This is a genomic window from Streptomyces sp. NPDC044921, assembly GCF_056432865.1.
Genome location: NZ_JBWKIF010000028.1, coordinates 59964 through 76694 on the forward strand (window position 1 = coordinate 59964; position 16731 = coordinate 76694).

Consider the following 16731-nt stretch of genomic DNA (forward strand, 5'->3'; position numbering starts at 1 on the left):
GTGTTCTCGGTACGCCGATCGCTCACGCGGCGATCCGCTCGGCGCCGTCCGCCGTGATGCCCTTGGTGGAGGCGATCACGTTCTTCAGCTTCTTGGACAGTGCCTCATAGAACATGCTCAGCGGAAACTCGTCCGGAAGCACGTCATCGACGAGTTTGCGCGGCGGCTGCGTCAGGTCCAGGGCGTCCGGGCCCTTGGCCCACTTCGAGCCCGGGTGCGGGGAGAGGTAGGTGGAGACGAGCTCGTACCCGGCGAACCAGTGGACGAGCTTGGGGCGGTCGATGCCGTCGCGGTAGAGCTGCTCTATCTCGCCGCACAGCTGGTTGGTGACCTGCGGGGCGCGCTCCCAGTCGATGGAGAGCTTGTTGTCGGTCCAGCGGACGACGTCGTGCTTGTGGAGGTAGGCGAACAGGAGCTGCCCGCCGAGGCCGTCGTAGTTGCGCACGCGCTCGCCGGTGACCGGGAAGCGGAACATGCGGTCGAAGAGGACCGCGACCTGGACGTCACGGGCCTGCGGCACGCCCTCGGCCGCCAGCTTGACCGCCTCCTTGAAGGCGGTGAGGTCGCAGCGCAGCTCCTCCAGGCCGTACATCCAGAACGGCTGGCGCTGCTTGATCATGAACGGGTCGAACGGCAGGTCTCCGTGGCTGTGGGTGCGGTCGTGGACCATGTCCCACAGGACGAACGCCTCCTCGCAGCGCTTCTGGTCGTGGACCATCGCGGCGACGTCCTCGGGCAGCTCCAGGCCCAGGATCTCGACGGCGGCGTCGGTCACGCGGCGGAAGCGGGCGGCCTCGCGGTCGCAGAAGATGCCGCCCCAGGTGAACCGCTCCGGCGCCTCGCGCACGGCGATGGTCTCCGGGAACAGCACGGCCGAGTTGGTGTCGTAGCCGGACGTGAAGTCCTCGAACTTGATGCCGCAGAACAACGGGTTGTCGTAGCGGGTGCGCTCCAGTTCGGCCAGCCAGTCCGGCCAGACCATGCGCAGCACGACCGCTTCGAGGTTGCGGTCGGGGTTGCCGTTCTGCGTGTACATCGGGAAGACGACCAGGTGCTGCAGCCCGTCCGCCCGGTTCGCTGCGGGCTGGAAGGCCAGCAGCGAGTCGAGGAAGTCGGGCACCTGGAAACCGCTGTCGGCCCATCGGGTCAGGTCCTTGGCCAGGGCCTCGTGGTACGCCTGGTCGTGCGGGAGCAGCGGGGAGAGCTCCAGGACGGCGTCGGCGACCTGCCGGACGGCGAGCTCCGCGTCGGCCGGGTCGGGCGCGCCCTCGGCGTCGAAGTCGATCGACCCGTCCTTGGACTGCCATGGCCGGATCCGCTCCACGGCATCCTTGAGCACGGGCCACGCCGGGTGCTCCACCACCCTGGCCACGGGAGAAACCCCGTCCTCCGAACCCACCTGCACAAGAATTTCCGTCATGTCCCATCCTCCACGGGAGAATCTCACGTGTACCGACCGTATACACACGAGGTTCCTCCCAGCAAGGGCTACCTCGGGAAATTATCCTGCCTGACCCCGGCCTTCACCGCACTTTTTCCTGTCGGTCACGCTTATGCCCGTAGATGAGGTGACCATGCCCTCGCTCTCCGCGAGGGGCGGGCGCAGGCGATACGGTCGGGTGGGCCCTGCGGGCCCCACTGCTGCCGCCTGCTGACGGAAGAGAGTCGCGTCGTGAACTTCCTCACCATCGGTCACCGCGGAGTCATGGGTGTGGAGCCGGAGAACACCCTCCGGTCCTTCGTCGCCGCCCAGGAGGCCGGCCTCGACGCCATCGAACTCGATCTGCACCTGAGCAAGGACGGCGCGCTCGTCGTCATGCACGACACGGACGTGGACCGCACGACCGACGGCACCGGGCCGATCGCCGAGAAGACCCTCGCCGAGCTGCGGGCCCTGGACGCCGGGCGGGGCGAGCGGGTACCGGTCTTCGAGGAGGTCCTGGAGGCCGTCCGGGCACCGCTCCAGGCCGAGATCAAGGACGCCCGGGCGGCGCGGGCCCTGGCGCGGGTGATGAACGAGCGGGGGCTGGCCGGCCGGGTGGAGGTGTCCTCGTTCCACGACGAGGCGATCGCCGAGATCAAGCCACTGGTGCCGGGCGTGCGCACCGCGCTGGTCGCCAGCCGCTACGGCACGGACGTCGTGGACCGCGCCGTCGCGGCCGGTGCCGAGACCCTCTGCCTGAACATCCGCCGGCTGACCCTGGAGACCGTGGAGCGCGCCCGCGAGGCCGATCTGAGGGTCATCGGCTGGGTGGTGAACACCCAGGACCACCTGCGTCTGGTCCGGGCGTTCGGCCTGGACGGCGCGACCACCGACCACCCGGACATCAAGCGCACGGGACGCTTCACGGCCTGACGGCTAGCCGAGCTCCTTGACCAGCAGCTCGAACTGCAGGTCGTCGCGGAGCGGGATGCCGAAGCGCTCGTCACCGTACGGGAAGGGGGTCATCCGGCCCGTACGGCGGTAGCCGCGCCGCTCGTACCAGGCGATGAGGTCGTCGCGGACGGAGATCACGGTCATGTGCATCTCCGTCACGCCCCAGGCCGCGCGGGCCTGCCGCTCCGCCTCGGCGATGATCACCTTGCCGAGGCCCGCGCCCTGGAGCCGGGGGCTGACCGAGAACATCCCGAAGTAGGCGTGGTCCCCGCGGTGCTCCAGCTGGCAGCAGGCGACGATCCGCCCCTGCCGCTCCACGGTCAGCAGCCGGCTGTCGGCCGACTTGATGACGGCCCGCACGCCCTCCGGATCGGTCCGCTGTCCTTCCAGGATGTCCGCCTCGGTCGTCCACCCGGCCCGGCTGGCCTCGCCCCGGTACGCCGACTCGATCAGCGCGACGAGCTCGTCCACGTCGGCGTCGGTGGCGTCGCGGAAGGTCAGTCCGGTGGCGAGGGTGTCCATGGGCGGGCGTCTCCGTGTCCTGGGCGCGGCTCGGGCAGGGATGAGCGTAACCCTGCCACTAGGCTCCCGTGCATGGTGCATGTACTGAGCAGCCGGATCCTCCTGCGTCCCACCGACCCCGAGAAGTCCCGTGCCTTCTACGGTGAACAGCTCGGGCTCGCCGTCTACCGGGAGTTCGGCACGGGGCCCGAGCGCGGCACGGTCTACTTCCTGGGCGGGGGCTTCCTGGAGGTGTCGGGTCGGGCCGAGACCCCGCCGGCGCCCGCCGCCCGGCTGTGGCTCCAGGTCGACGACGTGACGGCGGCCCGCGACGAACTGCGGGCGAAGGGCGTGGAGATCGTGCGCCCGCCGGTGAAGGAGCCCTGGGGGCTGGTCGAGATGTGGATCGCGGACCCGGATGGCACCCCGATCGTCCTGGTCGAGGTCCCGGCCGATCACCCGATGCGCTACCGGCCCGGCATCTGAGGCCGCCCCGGGGCGGTGCGCCCAGCCCCGGTCGGTGCGGGTGAGCTCACGGAAGCCCGCGCCGGTGAGCAGGCCGAGGGCGGCGGTGTCGGAGTCCGCCTCGTAGGCCACGAGCCGGTCGGCACCGCACAGGCGCAGCCAGTCGGCGGCCCGGGCCAGCAGCCAGTGCTCCAGGCCGGTGCCGGCCTCGGCCGGGTCGGTGCGCAGGTTGCCGATGTCGGCGAGGCCCGCCGCGCGGGCGTGGCGTTCCGGACGGGCCAGTGCCGTGTCGATCTCCACGAACCCGAGGGCCCTGCCGCCCGCGCGGGCCGTGAAGCGGGTGCCGCACTCGCCGAGCGTGCGCTCCACCGTGACGCCCGGGCGGGGCTCGGGCACGGGCAGGTCGGCCACCCGGGCGATCAGGACGACCTCGGTGCCGCCGACGTGCCGGAAGCCCGCGCGTTCGTACAGGGCCCGGGTGTGGGGCCAGTTGCGGGGCAGGCCGTAGACCAGGGGGGCGGGCAGCGAGCCGTCCGCGTACCGGGCGCGGGCGTCCCAGCGGGCGAACCGCTCCAGGCACGCCCGCATCAGCAGATCGGCGGCCCGGTCCGCGTCGGGCCAGAGGGGGGCGGCGGGGCGGTGCACGAACCAGTTGATCTCCGCCGCTCCCCGGTGGTCCGCGCCGACGCAGGCGTCGGCGCGGTGACGCAGCAGATGGGCGGCGGCGACGACGTGCGCGCGGTGTTCGGCGACCAGCGTGACCCGTTCGGCCACCCACGGGTCGGTGACGAACTCACCGGGCTGCCGCTCCAGGTGGCCGAGGACGGTGTTCACGGAGACGGAGACGCCGGGGACGACGGCCGCCACGTGCAGGTTCACCAGGTCGGTGAGCTGGTCGCGGTCGGCTCGGCGGAAGGGGCGCACCTCGGGCGCGGGCATGGGGACCTCCGGGCAGGATGGGGCAAGGAACGGGAGGCCGCCACGCGGTGCGGTACGCGGTGAGGGTACGACGGGAGCCGCGCGGCACACCAGTGGGTTTCCCCGGATGCCGGGTGCGCCGTCGGCGGCTTAGCGTGCCTCAAGGGGTTTCCCGCGGAAGGAACGCCATGAAGCTCGACGCACCGGTGACGGGCGGGCCCTGCTGGACCGAGCTGGGCACCAGCGACCTGGAGGCCGCGCGGCGGTTCTACACGCGGCTGTTCGGCTGGCGGCCCGGGACCGGCCCGCGTCAGGAGGCGGGCGGTCACACCGTCGCGCGCCTCGACGGGGACGCGGTGGCCGCGCTGGCCCCGCTGGACCAGCCGTCGCAGCCGGTCGCCTGGACCGTGTCGTTCGCGGTGACCGACGCGGACGCCGCCGCCCGTACGGTGGCGGACGCGGGCGGAGTGGTGCTGCTCGGCCCCACGGACGTGTCCGACGCGGGCCGCTTCCTGGTCGCCGCCGATCCGGGCGGTGCCGTGTTCCGGCTGTGGCAGGCCGGGACCTTCCCGGGCGCCGGGCTGTTCAACGCGCCGGGCGCGCTGGGCTGGGTGGAGCTGTTCACGCGGGACCCCGAGCAGGCCGTGTCCTTCTACACGCGGGTGCTCGGGTGGACCGTGGACGCCGGGGAGCGCTACACCCGGTGGGGTGTCGCCGGGGCGGAGTTCGGCGGCATGGTGACGATGGACGACAAGTTCCCGCCCGAGGTGCCGGCGCACTGGCTGCCGTACTTCGCCGTGGCGGACGTCGACGGCACCACCGCCGTCGTGCAGCGGCACGGGAGCGTCCTGATGGTGCCGACGTCCGTGCCGGACGGGCCGCGGATCGCGGTGCTGCGGGATCCGCAGGGGGCGATGTTCGGGGTGTACCGGGCCGGCGACCGGTTCTGAATTCGCAAGGGGGACGAGCCGCTGGGGAGCCGGCGTCTCACGTCCGCAGCGCGCCCAGCCTGCCCTCCAGCTGCGCCAGCAACTCCCCCAGCAGTGCGGACAGTTCGCCCTGCTCGGGGCCGCCGAGACCGGAGAGTACGGCGGTCTCGTAGGCGAGCTGGGCCGGCAGGATCCCGTCGACGAGGTCCCGGCCCGCGTCGGTGAGGCGCAGGTGGGCGACCCGGCGGTCGCGGGTGTCGCCGCGGCGCTCGACCAGGCCGCGCTCGGTCAGCTGCTTGAGCCGCTTGGTGACGGCGGCGCCCGAGGAGAAGGTCTCCCGGGCCAGCTCCCCCGGCGTCAGCTCGTGCCCGGTACGGCGCAGCGCGCCGAGCAGATCGAACTCGGGGCGGCTCAGTCCGGCCCGGCGCAGCGGGGCGTCCTCGGCCTGCTGCAGCAGGGCGGCGCAGCGGTTGATCCGCCCGATGATCTCCATCGGCCCGGTGTCGAGGCCCGGGTGCACGGCCCGCCACTGCCGCACGACGGCGGAGACGGTGTCGGCCCGCCGCGCCCCGGACACCCCCGCCGCGAGGCCCGGGATGTCCCCGACCGGGCGGCTTCCGTCCCCGCCGCTGGGACGCCCTCCGCCCGCTTCCCCTCCGGTCGCCTTCGCCCCACCGGCGTCGTCCGCCCCGCGGTCGCGTCGGGCCTCGGAACCCTGGCTGCCGTCCCCTCCGGGGGTGCGGGCCCTGTCCGTGTCTCCCCGGGGCGTCGCGGCGCCCGGACCGGTGACCGCTGTGGCTTCGGGAGGCACACCGGCTCCTCCCCCGGCCACGGGATGCCCGCCCGGGCCGTCCGCCCGGGCCGCCGGTGTCTCCTCCGCCGGCCGCGTCCCGCCGGGGGCTCGCGTGTCCGTGCGGCCGGTGCCGGGCGGGGCGGGTCGTCGGTTCTGCCGCGTCCGCGCTGCTTCCGTCGCCGCTCGCGGGCCGGGGCCCGGGCCGGGACCCGTGGGCGATGGTCCTTCCGTCGGCGTCATGGCCGTGCGTCCTCCGTCTCCGTGTCCGGACCGCGGTCCGGGAGCAGCCCCTGGCGTCGTGCCGTAGCGGCGAGCGTACGGTGTCCGGACCGCTCGGCGAGCACGACCCGCTCCTGGGGCAGCGCGCGCTGCCACCATTCCCCGGCCGCCGCGTCGGCGGTGGTCCGCAGGTCGGCCAGGGCTGCGGCGAGTGACCGGCGGGCCGATTCCAGGGCGGCCGCCCCGGGGTCCGGCTCGGTCAGCAGCCGGGCCGCGTGTTCGCGGGCCCGGTCGGCGGCCGTCAGGGCGTGTTCCACGCGGTCGCCCGCCCGCCGGTTGGTGACCGCCACGGCGGCGGCGAAGCCGACCAGCGCCCCGACGGCGGTGTCCACGACCCGCTCGGTCATGAGCTCGCCGGGCCTCTGCCGCCCGGCGAACTCGGTGATGAGCAGGGCCATGGGCGTCACGCACACGCTGCCGAGCCAGTAGTTGCGGCTGATGAGGGCCTCCGCGCCGAAGGCGAACGCCACGCAGCACAGCACGAGCGCCGCCCCGCCCAGGTGGGCGAGCGGCACGACGGCCGCGAAGACGAGCACCCCGACGGCGTTGCCCACGACCCGCTGGACGGCCCGGCTCCAGGTCAGGGCGATGTTGGCCTGGTAGAGGGAGGCGGCCGTGACCAGGGCCCAGTACGGGCGGCCGATGCCCAGCGCGAGGGAGGCGTAGCCGGCGAGCGCGCAGCCCAGCGCGGTACGTGCCGCGAGCGGGGTCAGCGGACCGAGCCGGGTCCGCGGGGAACGGGCCGAGTCCACCCCGAGCAGTTCGTCCGCCGCCGCGGGTGGCAGCCCGGCCTGCGGGACGGGGCCGGTGGAGCGCAGGGCACGGGCCCACGCGCGCAGTCGGCCGGCGTCCGCGTCCGCCGGTGCGGCGAGGGCCACCTCGGCGCGCACCACGAGCCGTTCGAGCGCGCGCCGGGTCCGGGACGGCGCGCCGGTGGACAGCAGCGACTGCCAGGCGGCCTGCACGGCGTGGTAGCCCGCGGCCCGGGCCCGGGCGTGCCCCTCACCGGAACCTCCGCTGTCGGCGTACGCGGCGGCGGCCCGCAGGGCGCTCGCGGTGGCGCGGCGCTCCGGGCCGTGCGGGCGGATCAGCGCCGGCGCCATGCAGACCAGCCAGGCCCAGGCACCCGTGGCGGCCGCGAGGGCCAGGTGGCCGGGGACCTGCCCGAGGGTCTGCGGCACGAACAGCGAGGCCGAGGTGACGAACGTCAGGACGACGTTCCCGGGCGGACCGACCCGGGTCGCGTCGCACAGCGCCTTCTGCGCGGCGGCCAGCAGCGCGCCGACGGTGACCAGGACGGCGGCGCTGTCGGTCAGCGAGGCCGCGACGAGGGCGACGGTGAGCCCGCCGAGCATGCCGAGCACCACCCACAGCAGGGCCACGGCCCGGGCGGCGTAGGGCCGGTTGTGGGTGTACAGGGCGCACAGGGACCCGGCGGTGGAGTACATCGCGAGGTCCAGCCGGTCCAGGGCGAGCAGGGTGAGGTGGGGCGGGGCGATCGCCGCGACGACGCTCAGCGCGGGCTTGAACCAGATGTCCGAGGGCCGGCCGGGCCGCAGCACGCCGGCCAGCGGCAGGCGCCGGGTCTGCGGGGGTGCGGGGGGCGTCACACTGCTCACAGGGGAAGATTAACAGGTGTTTTACCCGTAAAGAATCGGGTGGATCATCGCCCCTCATCTGCCGTGCTCCGCCGCATGCTCCCCGTGTACACCCTTGCGCTCGCGTGCGCGCCGCACGGCCCGGGCATCGAATGACCGACTTGTCGAACGGGGAGGTGCGCGTGCACGGACCGGCTTCGTCCGGCTGGCTGATGGTGGCGCTCTGCGCGGTGACCGGCGCCTACTGCCTGGTGCGGATGCGCAGCGGCGGCGGGGAGCAGCGGCGCGGCGCGGGCGGCGAGGCACTGATGGGTTTCGGGATGGCGGTGATGGCGGTGCCCGCCGCCGTGTTCACCCCGCCGTCGTGGGCCTGGCCCGCCTACGCGGTCGTGTTCGGCGCGGCGGGCGTGCACGCGCTGTGGGCGGCGCGATCCGGCGCCCATCACCTGCACCACCTGGTGGGAGCCGCCGCGATGGTCTACATGTCGGTGGTCATGGCCGGCTCCCCCGCCCACGCCCACGGGCGGGACGGATCGGGCATCCCGCTGCTGACCGGGGCGCTGCTGCTCTACTTCGCCGGGTACGTGCTGCTGAACGGCGTCCGGCTGGTGCCGGTGGGGGCGCCGGCCGGGAGCGGGGCCGCAGACGGTGACGCGGGGGGCTGGGGCCACCGTCCGGAGCTGGCGCGGGCCTGCCGGCTGTCCATGGGGATGGCGATGGTGGCGATGCTGCTGACACTGTGAGGCCGCGGGCGCGGCACCCCCTGCGGAATCCGTTGCCTGCGTCACTTCGCGGCCGCGGGGCGTACCCGGGAGCGGGGCCGCGCTCATAGGCTGCCTCCCATGATGCTCCCCGCGGCGCTGCTGCTGCTCGGCGCCCTGACCGCCGTGGCCGGCCCCCGGCTGCTCGCCCGGGCCGGCTGGCCGGACCGGGAACCGGTCGTCGCGCTGTGGATGTGGCAGTGCGTGGTGGCGGCCGTGCTGGTGTGCTGCGCCCTGGCGATGACGCTCAGCGCCGCGGCGGCCTGGCACGCCGTCGCTGGACACGTCTTCGCGACCGCGCCGGACGGCGTGGTCGAGGCGTACGCCCTCGGCACGGCGGGCCCCTGGGCGGCGGCCATCGCGGTCGCGCTGGCGTGCGGCGCGCTGTGGAGCGCGGCGATGCTGGTGCGCGAGGTGGGCCGGGCCCGGGCCCGGCACCGCCGCCGGCGCGCCGACCTGGAGGTCCGGGCACCGCTGCTGCCGGGCGAGGTGGCCGCCTCCGGCCGGCTCGTCGTCCTGGAGAGCGAGCGGCCCGACGCCTGGTGGCTGCCCGGCACCCCGCCCCGACTGGTCGTCACCACCGGCGCGTTGCGCCGGCTGAAAGGCCGGCAACTGGACGCCGTGCTGGCGCACGAGCAGGGACACGCGCGGGCCCGCCACGACTGGCTGCTGAACTGCTCCGCCGCCCTCGCGGACGGATTCCCGCAGGTGCCGGTGTTCGCCGCGTTCCGGGACGAGATGCACCGGCTGGTCGAACTCGCCGCGGACGACACGGCCTCCCGCCGCTTCGGCCGGCTGACGACCGCCCTGGCACTGGTGGAACTCAACGAGCACCGGGGGGTGTTCGGGCCCTGCCCGACGCCGCAGGCCCATGTCCCGGCGCGGGTGCACCGGTTGCTCACTCCCCCGGACCGGCTGAGCGCGGCCCGGCGCCTGCGGCTGACGGCGGCGGCCGCGCTGGTGCCGGTGGTGCCGGTGCTGGTGGCGTTCGTGCCGGGGCTGCGGGCACTGGGCTGACGGGAGGGATCCGCCACTCCGGGGCCGAAGATCGCCCCCGTACTGGATCCGTACCCCCCGGTTCGGCGAGGATCGCCTCATGCACTCCCCGTCCGTGACATCCCCGCCCCGTCCGGAACATCGCGCCGTCGCCGGTCTCGCCGGCGTCCTGGCCGCGTGCTCGATCCTGCTGCTGACCCTCGTCGCGGCCAGATGGAGCCCGCTGATCGGCGCGGACGGGGACATCTCCAGGACCACCCACCGCTGGGCGGTCGACGAACCCGGCTTCACCCAGGTGTGCCGCGTCCTGACGGACTGGGTGTGGGACCCGTGGACGATGCGCCTGCTCTGCGCGGTCGTCGTGGTGTGGCTGGTGGTGCGGCTCGCGGCGCGCTGGACGGCACTGTGGCTGGCGCTGGCCGTCGCGCTGGGCTCGCTGCTGCAGCAGGGCCTGAAAGCGGCGGTGGACCGTCCCCGCCCGGTGTGGCCCGACCCCGTGGACACGGCCCACTACTCGGCGTTCCCGTCGGGGCACGCCATGACCGCCACGGTCGTGTGCGGTCTCCTGCTGTGGCTGCTGCGCCGGCACGGCGCCGGCCCGGTCCTGTGGCGCACGGCGCTGGCCGTGGGGGTCGTCTCCGTGGTCGGCGTCGGACTGACCCGCGTCTGGCTGGGCGTGCACTGGCCGTCGGACGTGGTGGGCGGCTGGCTGCTGGGCGCGCTGGTGGTGGCCCTGGCGGTGTGGGTGCACGAGCGCCGGCTGCCGCGCGACCGGGACGGTGACGGGCGCGCGTAGCGGCGCGTCGGCATTCCGGGCCCTCGCGCCTGAGCCGGGAGAAGTGGCCCGAGGCGACCATGTGTGCGTCTGCGCGTCCGCCTCGGACGATCCCCCGCGTCGCCCGAGGCGGACGGCATCGCCGGCACCGGCCACCGCGGGCCGGACCGTGGACGTCCTGAGTATAGTTGGCTGGCAGCCAGTCAACGCAGGAGTTTCAGCATGTCCCCGCGCAGCGCCTCGGTCAATGAAGAGTTGCGGAGACGTTCGAAGGAGCGGCTTCTGCAGGCGGCGGTCGAACTGGTCGGCGAGCGCGGGTTCGAGGCGACGACGCTCGGCGACATCGCCGACCGGGCGGGTTCGGCGCGGGGTCTGGTCTCGTACTACTTCCCGGGCAAACGCCAGCTCGTGCAGTCCGCCGTGCACCGGCTGATGCACCGCACGCTGGAGGAGGCGCTGGAGCGCGAGCCGCGCACCGAGGACGGGCGGGAGCGGATGGCCCGGGCCATCGACGCGATCCTGGGCCTGGCCCGGGACCGGCCCGTGCTGATGCGCCAGCACATGGCCGGGCTGCTGCAGGCCGAGGGCTTCGTGCCCTGCCCGGAGCAGCGCCGTCTGGCCGAGCTGCTGCGCGACACGGTCGTCCGGCACGGGTCGCGCGACGCGGACAGCGACTACCCGATGCTGCGCGCCCTGCTGATGGGCGCGGTGTACGCGGCCCTGGTGCCGGGGGTGCCGATGCCGGTGCCGGTACTGCGGGCCGAGTTGTTCAAGCGCTACCGGCTGGACTGGGAGCTGGGCACCCCGCCGGACACGGCGACGCCGGGCGGGACGGGCGACTCGGACCTGTCGCGGTTCTTCGCGACCGGGGAGGGGGCGAACACCCCGAGCGGCCGGCAGGCCGGCACCACGCGCCGGAACGCCGTCGACGCCGCGGCCGGGGGCGGGGCCGCACCGGTGGCGGACGGGAGCGCGGCCGGCGCGGCCGGCACGGGGCGGGAGCCGGAGGCCCAACCGTAAGGCGCGCCCGCGCCGTTCGGCAGCACACGGCACCCGCCACCCGGCATCGGGGGCCAGCCCTCAACCCACCCCGCACGCGCCCCGGCCACCCGAACGGCACCCGCCACCCGGCATCGGGCGTCAGCCCCTCCCACCCCACCCGCACGCGCCCCGGCCACCCGAGCGGCGCCCGCCACCACCCGGCGTCCGCACGGCGCGCCCCGTCACCCCCGCGCGCGGCGAGACGCCAGCAGGCCGGCCTCACGGGCCTGGCCGATCAGTCTCAGTGAGGTGCGGCGGCTGTGACCGGTCGCGGACATCACCGCGAGGACCGGATCGATGCCGTCGCGCTGGGCAGCGCGGTACGCCTGCGCCACCCGCCGGCGCCCCTCCGCGCCGCGCGGCCAGGCCGGGCGCGCCCGGCGCCCGTGGCTTTCGCACCCTCCCGGCACCGGCCCGGCACCGCACGCCTCGGCCAGCGCCTCCTCGATCCAGTCGGCGAGCACGCCCAGGTCGTCGAAGGAGAGCGCGGGCTGAGCGCGCACCTCCTCCACACCGACGCGTCCGCCGGCCAGGACGGCCAGCGCGTCGACGCGCGCGCCGTCCGGGAAGGCGACCCGGACTTCGAACCACCGCGTGGCGTCCTCGTTCTCCCGCACTTCCCACGCCGGCCGCACGGACACCGCACCGTCGACCGGAGAGCGATCAGAAAGATTCAGAAAGGATGCTTGCAGCACATACGGAACGAAACCGCACGATCACATTCCATACAGATCGGACACGCGTCCCGGGCGGAGCACAGCACCCTGTCAGCGGAGCCCGGCCGCCGGTTTCAGCCGCCCACCCGATCGGCCTGGCGCCCCGCCGCGTCGAGGAGCGCGTCCAGCAACCCCGGGAACAGGTCGTCCAGATCGTCCCGCCGCAGTCCGTTCATCTTGGCCGTCCCGCGGTACACCTGCCGGATCACCCCGCTCTCCCGCAGTACCCGGAAGTGGTGCGTGGTGGTCGACTTGGTGACCGGCAGCTCGAAGTCGGAGCAGGACAACTCGCCGCTGACGGCGGCGAGTTCCCGCACGATCCGCAGCCGCATCGGATCGCTGAGCGCGTGCAGCACGCCCTCCAGGCGAATCTCGTCCCGCGCGGGATGCGGCAGATCACGGCTACTGGCGACGGCGGACGTCACGGCGGGCTCCACTTCCTTCGGGGACCCCATAGTACGAGAACCCTCGTAGTTTGACATCCACCGTACTACGATGCCTATCGTACGAGTCGACCCCGGCCCCGTGACGAATGGAGTCCGCCGTGACCGCGCTCTTCGAGCCCTACGCCCTGCGCGATGTGACGATCCCGAACCGCGTGTGGATGCCCCCGATGTGCCAGTACTCGGCGGCGCCGGAGGGTCCGGCGGCCGGTGCCCCCACGGACTGGCACTTCGCGCACTACGCCGCACGCGCGACCGGCGGCACGGGCCTGATCATCGTGGAGGCCACCGCGGTGTCCCCGGAGGGCCGGATCTCGCCCTACGACCTGGGCATCTGGAACGACACGCAGGTCGAGGCGTTCCGCCGGATCACCCGCTTCCTCACGGAGCAGGGCACGGTTCCGGCCATCCAGCTGGCCCACGCCGGGCGCAAGGCGTCGACGGACCGCCCCTGGAAGGGCGGCGGTCCGGTCGGCCCGGAGGCCCACGGCTGGGGCTCCGTCGCGCCGAGCCCGATCGCGTTCGACGACGCGCACCCGGCCCCGGCCGAGCTGACGGCCGACCAGATCGAGGCCGTCGTCGAGCAGTTCGCGGCCGCGGCCCGCCGCGCGCTCGCCGCCGGTTTCGAGATCGCCGAGATCCACGGTGCCCACGGCTACCTGATCAACGAATTCCTCTCCCCGCACTCCAACCGCCGCACCGACGCCTACGGCGGCTCGTACGAGAACCGCACCCGGTTCGCGCTGGAGGTCGTCGACGCCGTGCGGGAGGTGTGGCCGCAGGACAAGCCGCTGTTCTTCCGCGTCTCGGCGACCGACTGGCTCGACGAGGGCGGCTGGACCGCCGACGACACCGTGCGCTTCGCGCGCGAACTGCGGGCCCACGGCGTGGACCTGCTGGACGTCTCCACCGGCGGCAACGCCGCCGGTGTCCGCATCCCGACCGGGCCCGGCTACCAGGTGCCCTTCGCGGCCCGGGTGAAGCAGGAGACGGACCTGGCGGTCGCCGCGGTGGGACTCATCACCGACGCCGAGCAGGCCGAGAAGATCCTGGCCAACGGCGAGGCGGACGCGGTGCTGCTCGGCCGCGAACTGCTGCGCAACCCCTCGTGGGCCCGGCACGCGGCGCGTGAACTGGGCGGGGAGGTGCGGGTGCCGGACCAGTACCACCGTTCGGTCTGATCCGGCACTCCGCCGGCCGTTGCGTCAACCGGCCGCGCACGCCGTTCCGTTGAGCGTGAACGCGGCCGGACCGGCGCTGTTGCCGGTGTGCGTGGCCTGGTAGCCGATGCTCACGCTCGCGCCCGGGGCGATCGTGCCGTTGTACGCCGCGTTCGCCGCGGTGACCGTCCCGGAGGACGGCGCGTAGGTGGCGCTCCAGCCACCCGTGATCCTCTGCCCGGCGGGCAGTGTGAAGCCGAGCCGCCAGCCGTTGATCGCGCTCGTGCCGGTGTTGGTGAGGGTCAGGGAGGCGGTCAGGCCGGTGGTCCAGGCGTTCACCGACGCCGTCACCTTGCAGGTGCCCGGCTGCGGTTGGGGCGCCGGGCCCGAGGCGTCCAGGCCGAAGAAGGCCAGCACGCGGGAGGCCATGCCGTGGGCGTAGAGGTTGTGGCCGACGCCCTGGAGGCTGATGGCCTCCACGGGGGCGCGGTCGCCCGTGCCGCCGTAGCGGGTGCGACTCCAGCCGGGCTGGGGCGTGTCGGTGGCGGCCGGCGCCTGGCCGACACCGTGCACGTTCGTCCACTGCTTGATCTGCTCGCCGAAATTGGGGTAGCGCAGGGCGTCGTCCTCGGTGCCGTGCCAGATCTGCATCCGCGGCCTGGGTCCGCTGTAGCCGGGGTACGCGCCCCGCACCAGGTCGCCCCACTCCTTCGGGGTCCGGGTGAGCGTGCCGCCCGAGCAGGCGCTGTTCCACTCGGAGCCGTCGGTGGTGGCGAAGCAGCCGAAGGGCACGCCCGAGAAGGCGGCGCCCGCGGCGAAGACGTCCGGGTAGTCGCCGAGCAGGACGTTGGTCATCATCGCGCCGGAGGAGATGCCCGTGGCGAACACCCGGCTCCGGTCGGCGTCGTAGGTGCGCAGGGTCCAGTCGATCATCGACTTGATGCCGACGGGGTCGCTGCCGCCGTCGCGGCGCAGGGCCTGGGGGGAGGAGACGTCGAAGCACTTGCTGCTGCGGGTGACCGACGGGTAGAGCACGATGAACCCGTACTGGTCGGCCAGCGTGTCGTACTCGGTGCCCTGGTACATGTCCGGGCCCGAGCCGGTGCACCAGTGCACCGCGACCACGACCGCCGGGTTCGGCCGTACGTTCTCCGGCACGTACAGGTACATGCGCAGGTTGCTGGGGTTGGTGCCGAAGTTCGTGACCTCGGTGAGGGCGGCGGCGGGCACGGCCCTGGCGCGCGCGGCGGCCGCGGGTGCGGTGAGCGCGCCGGCGGCGAGCAGCGGCAGCAGGGCGGCGACGAGTGTGAGGAGCAGCGACCGCAGGGGTCTCCTCGCCGTGGGGTGGGGGGTGACAGGCACGTCCGGGTCCCTTCGATGGTGAGGCACGGCTCGCAGGACGTCGTACGGCGGTTCGTCGTTGACCGATCGCATGGTGGCATGAACATGGCCGCCCGTGGAAGCGCTCCCACGCGGTCGGCTCCGCGACCGGGGCCGGCCGTCCGCAACCCCCGGGCCGACTGCACGTGTTTCTGCGCGAGGCGTTGACTAGAAAGCGCTTGCCCTCTACGTTCCGTTCAGCGATGTGACCCCGCAGCGTCAGCTGCACCTGCGTTGAGCAACATGGAGAACGTCATTCAGGTACATGACCCATGAGCGCCACCAGGCACCACTGAAGGGACGCACCCCACATGCGTACTCGCCCCCCACCACACGCACGCCGGGATCCGCCGTGGCGGTAGCCGCCGCGGTCCGCCCGGGCGACCGTGACGGTCCCGGCCGTTCCCCAGCCGGCCGGGACCGCAACCACTACGTGAAGGACGCCGACACCGTGCGCCACTCGCGCGTGGGCGCCCGGACGCCGGTCGGGAACGACGTCTTCCGCTCGACCAGGATCACCGTCACCACGAGCCGCAGCGGTGACGTCGACGGATGCGCCGGCCCGCGCGGCAACGACCCCGGTGGAGCCGCGACCGAGATCTCGCGGGTCGGCACCTTCACCAGCCCGCCCTACGGCCACTCGGCGGAACCCGCCTCCTGCGCCGCCCCCTCGGTGACGTCGGATGCGGGCGCCGGGACGCCCTGACCCCTCTCCCAACGCTCGAACGGACAGAAGGAAACGGGACATGACTTCTGCGACACGCCCGCGCGCCCGCAGGCGCGCGCTGACCGGCACGCTGGCCACCCTCGGCCTGTCGGTTGGCATGATCATGACCACACAGGCGCCCACGGCGAGCGCCGCCACCTGGCCGACACCGAACGGCAGCCAGGGAACGTCCTCCACCATCTCCGTGTCCGGCACCAAGGACTACGGGATGAAGCGGTACTACGGCACCGGGAACCTGGCCGGCGACGGCCAGGAGGAGGGCCAGGACCCGATCTTCCGGCTCGCGGACGGCGCGGTGCTGAAGAACGTCATCCTCGGCGCCCCGGCGGCCGACGGCATCCACTGCGAGGGCAGCTGCACGCTGCAGAACGTCTGGTGGGAGGACGTCGGCGAGGACGCCGCCACCTTCCGCGGCGGCACCGGCGCCACGTACCACGTCATCGGCGGCGGCGCGAAGAAGGCCGCGGACAAGGTCTTCCAGCACAACGGCGGCGGCACGCTCAACATCTCGAACTTCGCGGTGCAGGAGTTCAAGACGCTCTACCGCTCCTGCGGCGACTGCTCCACGCAGTACACCCGCAAGGTCAACCTCAACACCATCGACGTGACCGGCACCGGCAGCACCGCCCGGCTCGTCGGCATCAACGTCAACCGCAACGACGTGGCGACGCTGCGCGGCATCACCATCCGCAACGATGCGAGCCGCAAGGTCGTCCCCTGCCAGAAGTACAACAACAACACCGCCGTCGGGACCGGTCCCGACAGCACGAACTGCCTGTACTCCACCTCGGACATCACCTACAGGTAGTCCCAGGCATCCCCCCACGGTGAAGGCGGCCGTGCGCGGCGTCCCGGCGGGCGCCGCGCACGGC

The 16731-nt window shown here is 73.8% G+C and carries 18 protein-coding genes; 11 read left to right on the top strand and 7 right to left on the bottom strand.

What is annotated here, in order from left to right; translation table 11 throughout:
* Positions 1 to 22: 22 nt before the first annotated feature.
* Positions 23 to 1420 (bottom strand): DUF6421 family protein, encoded by a 1398-nt coding sequence (locus AC07DA_RS32425; protein WP_479131804.1) that lies wholly within the window; start codon positions 1418 to 1420, stop codon positions 23 to 25.
* A 252-nt stretch (positions 1421 to 1672) separates the two neighbouring features.
* On the opposite strand from AC07DA_RS32425, the gene AC07DA_RS32430 reads away from it, so the two are divergent.
* The gene (locus tag AC07DA_RS32430; protein WP_479131805.1) at positions 1673 to 2356 is read left to right on the top strand and encodes a glycerophosphodiester phosphodiesterase; all 684 of its coding nucleotides are present in this window, start codon (positions 1673 to 1675) and stop codon (positions 2354 to 2356) included.
* 3 nt (positions 2357 to 2359) lie between these two features.
* Here AC07DA_RS32430 and AC07DA_RS32435 read toward each other — a convergent pair whose 3' ends face one another.
* A complete protein-coding gene (locus AC07DA_RS32435) occupies positions 2360 to 2899 on the bottom strand; it encodes a GNAT family N-acetyltransferase (RefSeq protein ID WP_479131806.1) in 540 nt (179 codons plus the stop codon).
* A gap of 72 nt (positions 2900 to 2971) precedes the next feature.
* On the opposite strand from AC07DA_RS32435, the gene AC07DA_RS32440 reads away from it, so the two are divergent.
* The 3 genes from AC07DA_RS32440 (at position 2972) to AC07DA_RS32450 (ending at position 5211) form a co-directional block, all read left to right on the top strand.
* On the top strand, positions 2972 to 3364 hold the full coding sequence (locus AC07DA_RS32440; RefSeq protein ID WP_479131807.1) for a VOC family protein: 393 nt from the start codon (positions 2972 to 2974) through the stop codon (positions 3362 to 3364).
* A 618-nt stretch (positions 3365 to 3982) separates the two neighbouring features.
* Positions 3983 to 4345 carry a hypothetical protein gene (locus AC07DA_RS32445; RefSeq protein ID WP_479131808.1) on the top strand — a complete coding sequence of 121 codons (363 nt, stop codon included), beginning with the start codon at positions 3983 to 3985 and terminating at the stop codon, positions 4343 to 4345.
* A gap of 104 nt (positions 4346 to 4449) precedes the next feature.
* Complete coding sequence (locus AC07DA_RS32450; protein WP_479131809.1) at positions 4450 to 5211, top strand: VOC family protein; 762 nt, start codon at positions 4450 to 4452, stop codon at positions 5209 to 5211.
* A 37-nt stretch (positions 5212 to 5248) separates the two neighbouring features.
* On the opposite strand, the gene AC07DA_RS32455 is transcribed toward AC07DA_RS32450, so the two are convergent.
* Positions 5249 to 5788: a MarR family winged helix-turn-helix transcriptional regulator gene (locus tag AC07DA_RS32455; RefSeq protein WP_479131855.1), complete on the bottom strand. Its 540-nt coding sequence runs from the start codon at positions 5786 to 5788 to the stop codon at positions 5249 to 5251.
* A 431-nt stretch (positions 5789 to 6219) separates the two neighbouring features.
* Positions 6220 to 7881, bottom strand: coding sequence for an FUSC family protein (locus AC07DA_RS32460; RefSeq protein WP_479131810.1), 1662 nt, complete (start codon positions 7879 to 7881; stop codon positions 6220 to 6222).
* Between the two features lie 161 nt (positions 7882 to 8042).
* Between AC07DA_RS32460 and AC07DA_RS32465 the strand changes: the two genes are divergently transcribed.
* From AC07DA_RS32465 to AC07DA_RS32480, 4 genes are all read left to right on the top strand, one after another.
* Positions 8043 to 8603: a DUF5134 domain-containing protein gene (locus AC07DA_RS32465; RefSeq protein ID WP_479131811.1), complete on the top strand. Its 561-nt coding sequence runs from the start codon at positions 8043 to 8045 to the stop codon at positions 8601 to 8603.
* A gap of 99 nt (positions 8604 to 8702) precedes the next feature.
* Complete coding sequence (locus tag AC07DA_RS32470) at positions 8703 to 9638, top strand: M56 family metallopeptidase (RefSeq protein WP_479131812.1); 936 nt, start codon at positions 8703 to 8705, stop codon at positions 9636 to 9638.
* 79 nt (positions 9639 to 9717) lie between these two features.
* The gene (locus AC07DA_RS32475; RefSeq protein WP_479131813.1) at positions 9718 to 10413 is read left to right on the top strand and encodes a phosphatase PAP2 family protein; all 696 of its coding nucleotides are present in this window, start codon (positions 9718 to 9720) and stop codon (positions 10411 to 10413) included.
* Positions 10414 to 10614: 201 nt separating this feature from the next.
* Positions 10615 to 11412: a TetR/AcrR family transcriptional regulator gene (locus tag AC07DA_RS32480; protein WP_479131814.1), complete on the top strand. Its 798-nt coding sequence runs from the start codon at positions 10615 to 10617 to the stop codon at positions 11410 to 11412.
* 203 nt (positions 11413 to 11615) lie between these two features.
* On the opposite strand, the gene AC07DA_RS32485 is transcribed toward AC07DA_RS32480, so the two are convergent.
* Together AC07DA_RS32485 and AC07DA_RS32490 are read right to left on the bottom strand one after the other, a co-directional pair.
* Complete coding sequence (locus tag AC07DA_RS32485; RefSeq protein WP_479131815.1) at positions 11616 to 12074, bottom strand: DUF6214 family protein; 459 nt, start codon at positions 12072 to 12074, stop codon at positions 11616 to 11618.
* A 149-nt stretch (positions 12075 to 12223) separates the two neighbouring features.
* Positions 12224 to 12604: an ArsR/SmtB family transcription factor gene (locus AC07DA_RS32490; RefSeq protein ID WP_479131816.1), complete on the bottom strand. Its 381-nt coding sequence runs from the start codon at positions 12602 to 12604 to the stop codon at positions 12224 to 12226.
* 89 nt (positions 12605 to 12693) lie between these two features.
* On the opposite strand from AC07DA_RS32490, the gene AC07DA_RS32495 reads away from it, so the two are divergent.
* Positions 12694 to 13773, top strand: coding sequence for an NADH:flavin oxidoreductase/NADH oxidase (locus AC07DA_RS32495; protein ID WP_479131817.1), 1080 nt, complete (start codon positions 12694 to 12696; stop codon positions 13771 to 13773).
* Positions 13774 to 13797: 24 nt separating this feature from the next.
* On the opposite strand, the gene AC07DA_RS32500 is transcribed toward AC07DA_RS32495, so the two are convergent.
* Positions 13798 to 15114, bottom strand: a complete 1317-nt coding sequence (locus AC07DA_RS32500; protein WP_479131818.1) for an extracellular catalytic domain type 1 short-chain-length polyhydroxyalkanoate depolymerase — start codon at positions 15112 to 15114, stop codon at positions 13798 to 13800.
* Between the two features lie 370 nt (positions 15115 to 15484).
* Between AC07DA_RS32500 and AC07DA_RS32505 the strand changes: the two genes are divergently transcribed.
* Positions 15485 to 15838, top strand: coding sequence for a hypothetical protein (locus AC07DA_RS32505; protein ID WP_479131819.1), 354 nt, complete (start codon positions 15485 to 15487; stop codon positions 15836 to 15838).
* A 40-nt stretch (positions 15839 to 15878) separates the two neighbouring features.
* Positions 15879 to 16667 (top strand): pectate lyase, encoded by a 789-nt coding sequence (locus AC07DA_RS32510; RefSeq protein WP_479131820.1) that lies wholly within the window; start codon positions 15879 to 15881, stop codon positions 16665 to 16667.
* Positions 16668 to 16731 lie beyond the last annotated feature (64 nt).

Bases quoted from the DNA above. Each gene is read 5' to 3' on its own strand.
- AC07DA_RS32475 (WP_479131813.1), top strand. From the start codon at position 9,718: ATGCACTCCCCGTCCGTGACATCCCCGCCCCGTCCGGAACATCGCGCC.
- AC07DA_RS32440 (WP_479131807.1), top strand. From the start codon at position 2,972: ATGGTGCATGTACTGAGCAGCCGGATCCTCCTGCGTCCCACCGACCCC.
- AC07DA_RS32435 (WP_479131806.1), bottom strand. From the start codon at position 2,899: ATGGACACCCTCGCCACCGGACTGACCTTCCGCGACGCCACCGACGCC.
- AC07DA_RS32425 (WP_479131804.1), bottom strand. From the start codon at position 1,420: ATGACGGAAATTCTTGTGCAGGTGGGTTCGGAGGACGGGGTTTCTCCC.
- AC07DA_RS32490 (WP_479131816.1), bottom strand. From the start codon at position 12,604: ATGGGGTCCCCGAAGGAAGTGGAGCCCGCCGTGACGTCCGCCGTCGCC.
- AC07DA_RS32450 (WP_479131809.1), top strand. From the start codon at position 4,450: ATGAAGCTCGACGCACCGGTGACGGGCGGGCCCTGCTGGACCGAGCTG.
- AC07DA_RS32480 (WP_479131814.1), top strand. From the start codon at position 10,615: ATGTCCCCGCGCAGCGCCTCGGTCAATGAAGAGTTGCGGAGACGTTCG.
- AC07DA_RS32470 (WP_479131812.1), top strand. From the start codon at position 8,703: ATGATGCTCCCCGCGGCGCTGCTGCTGCTCGGCGCCCTGACCGCCGTG.
- AC07DA_RS32510 (WP_479131820.1), top strand. From the start codon at position 15,879: ATGACTTCTGCGACACGCCCGCGCGCCCGCAGGCGCGCGCTGACCGGC.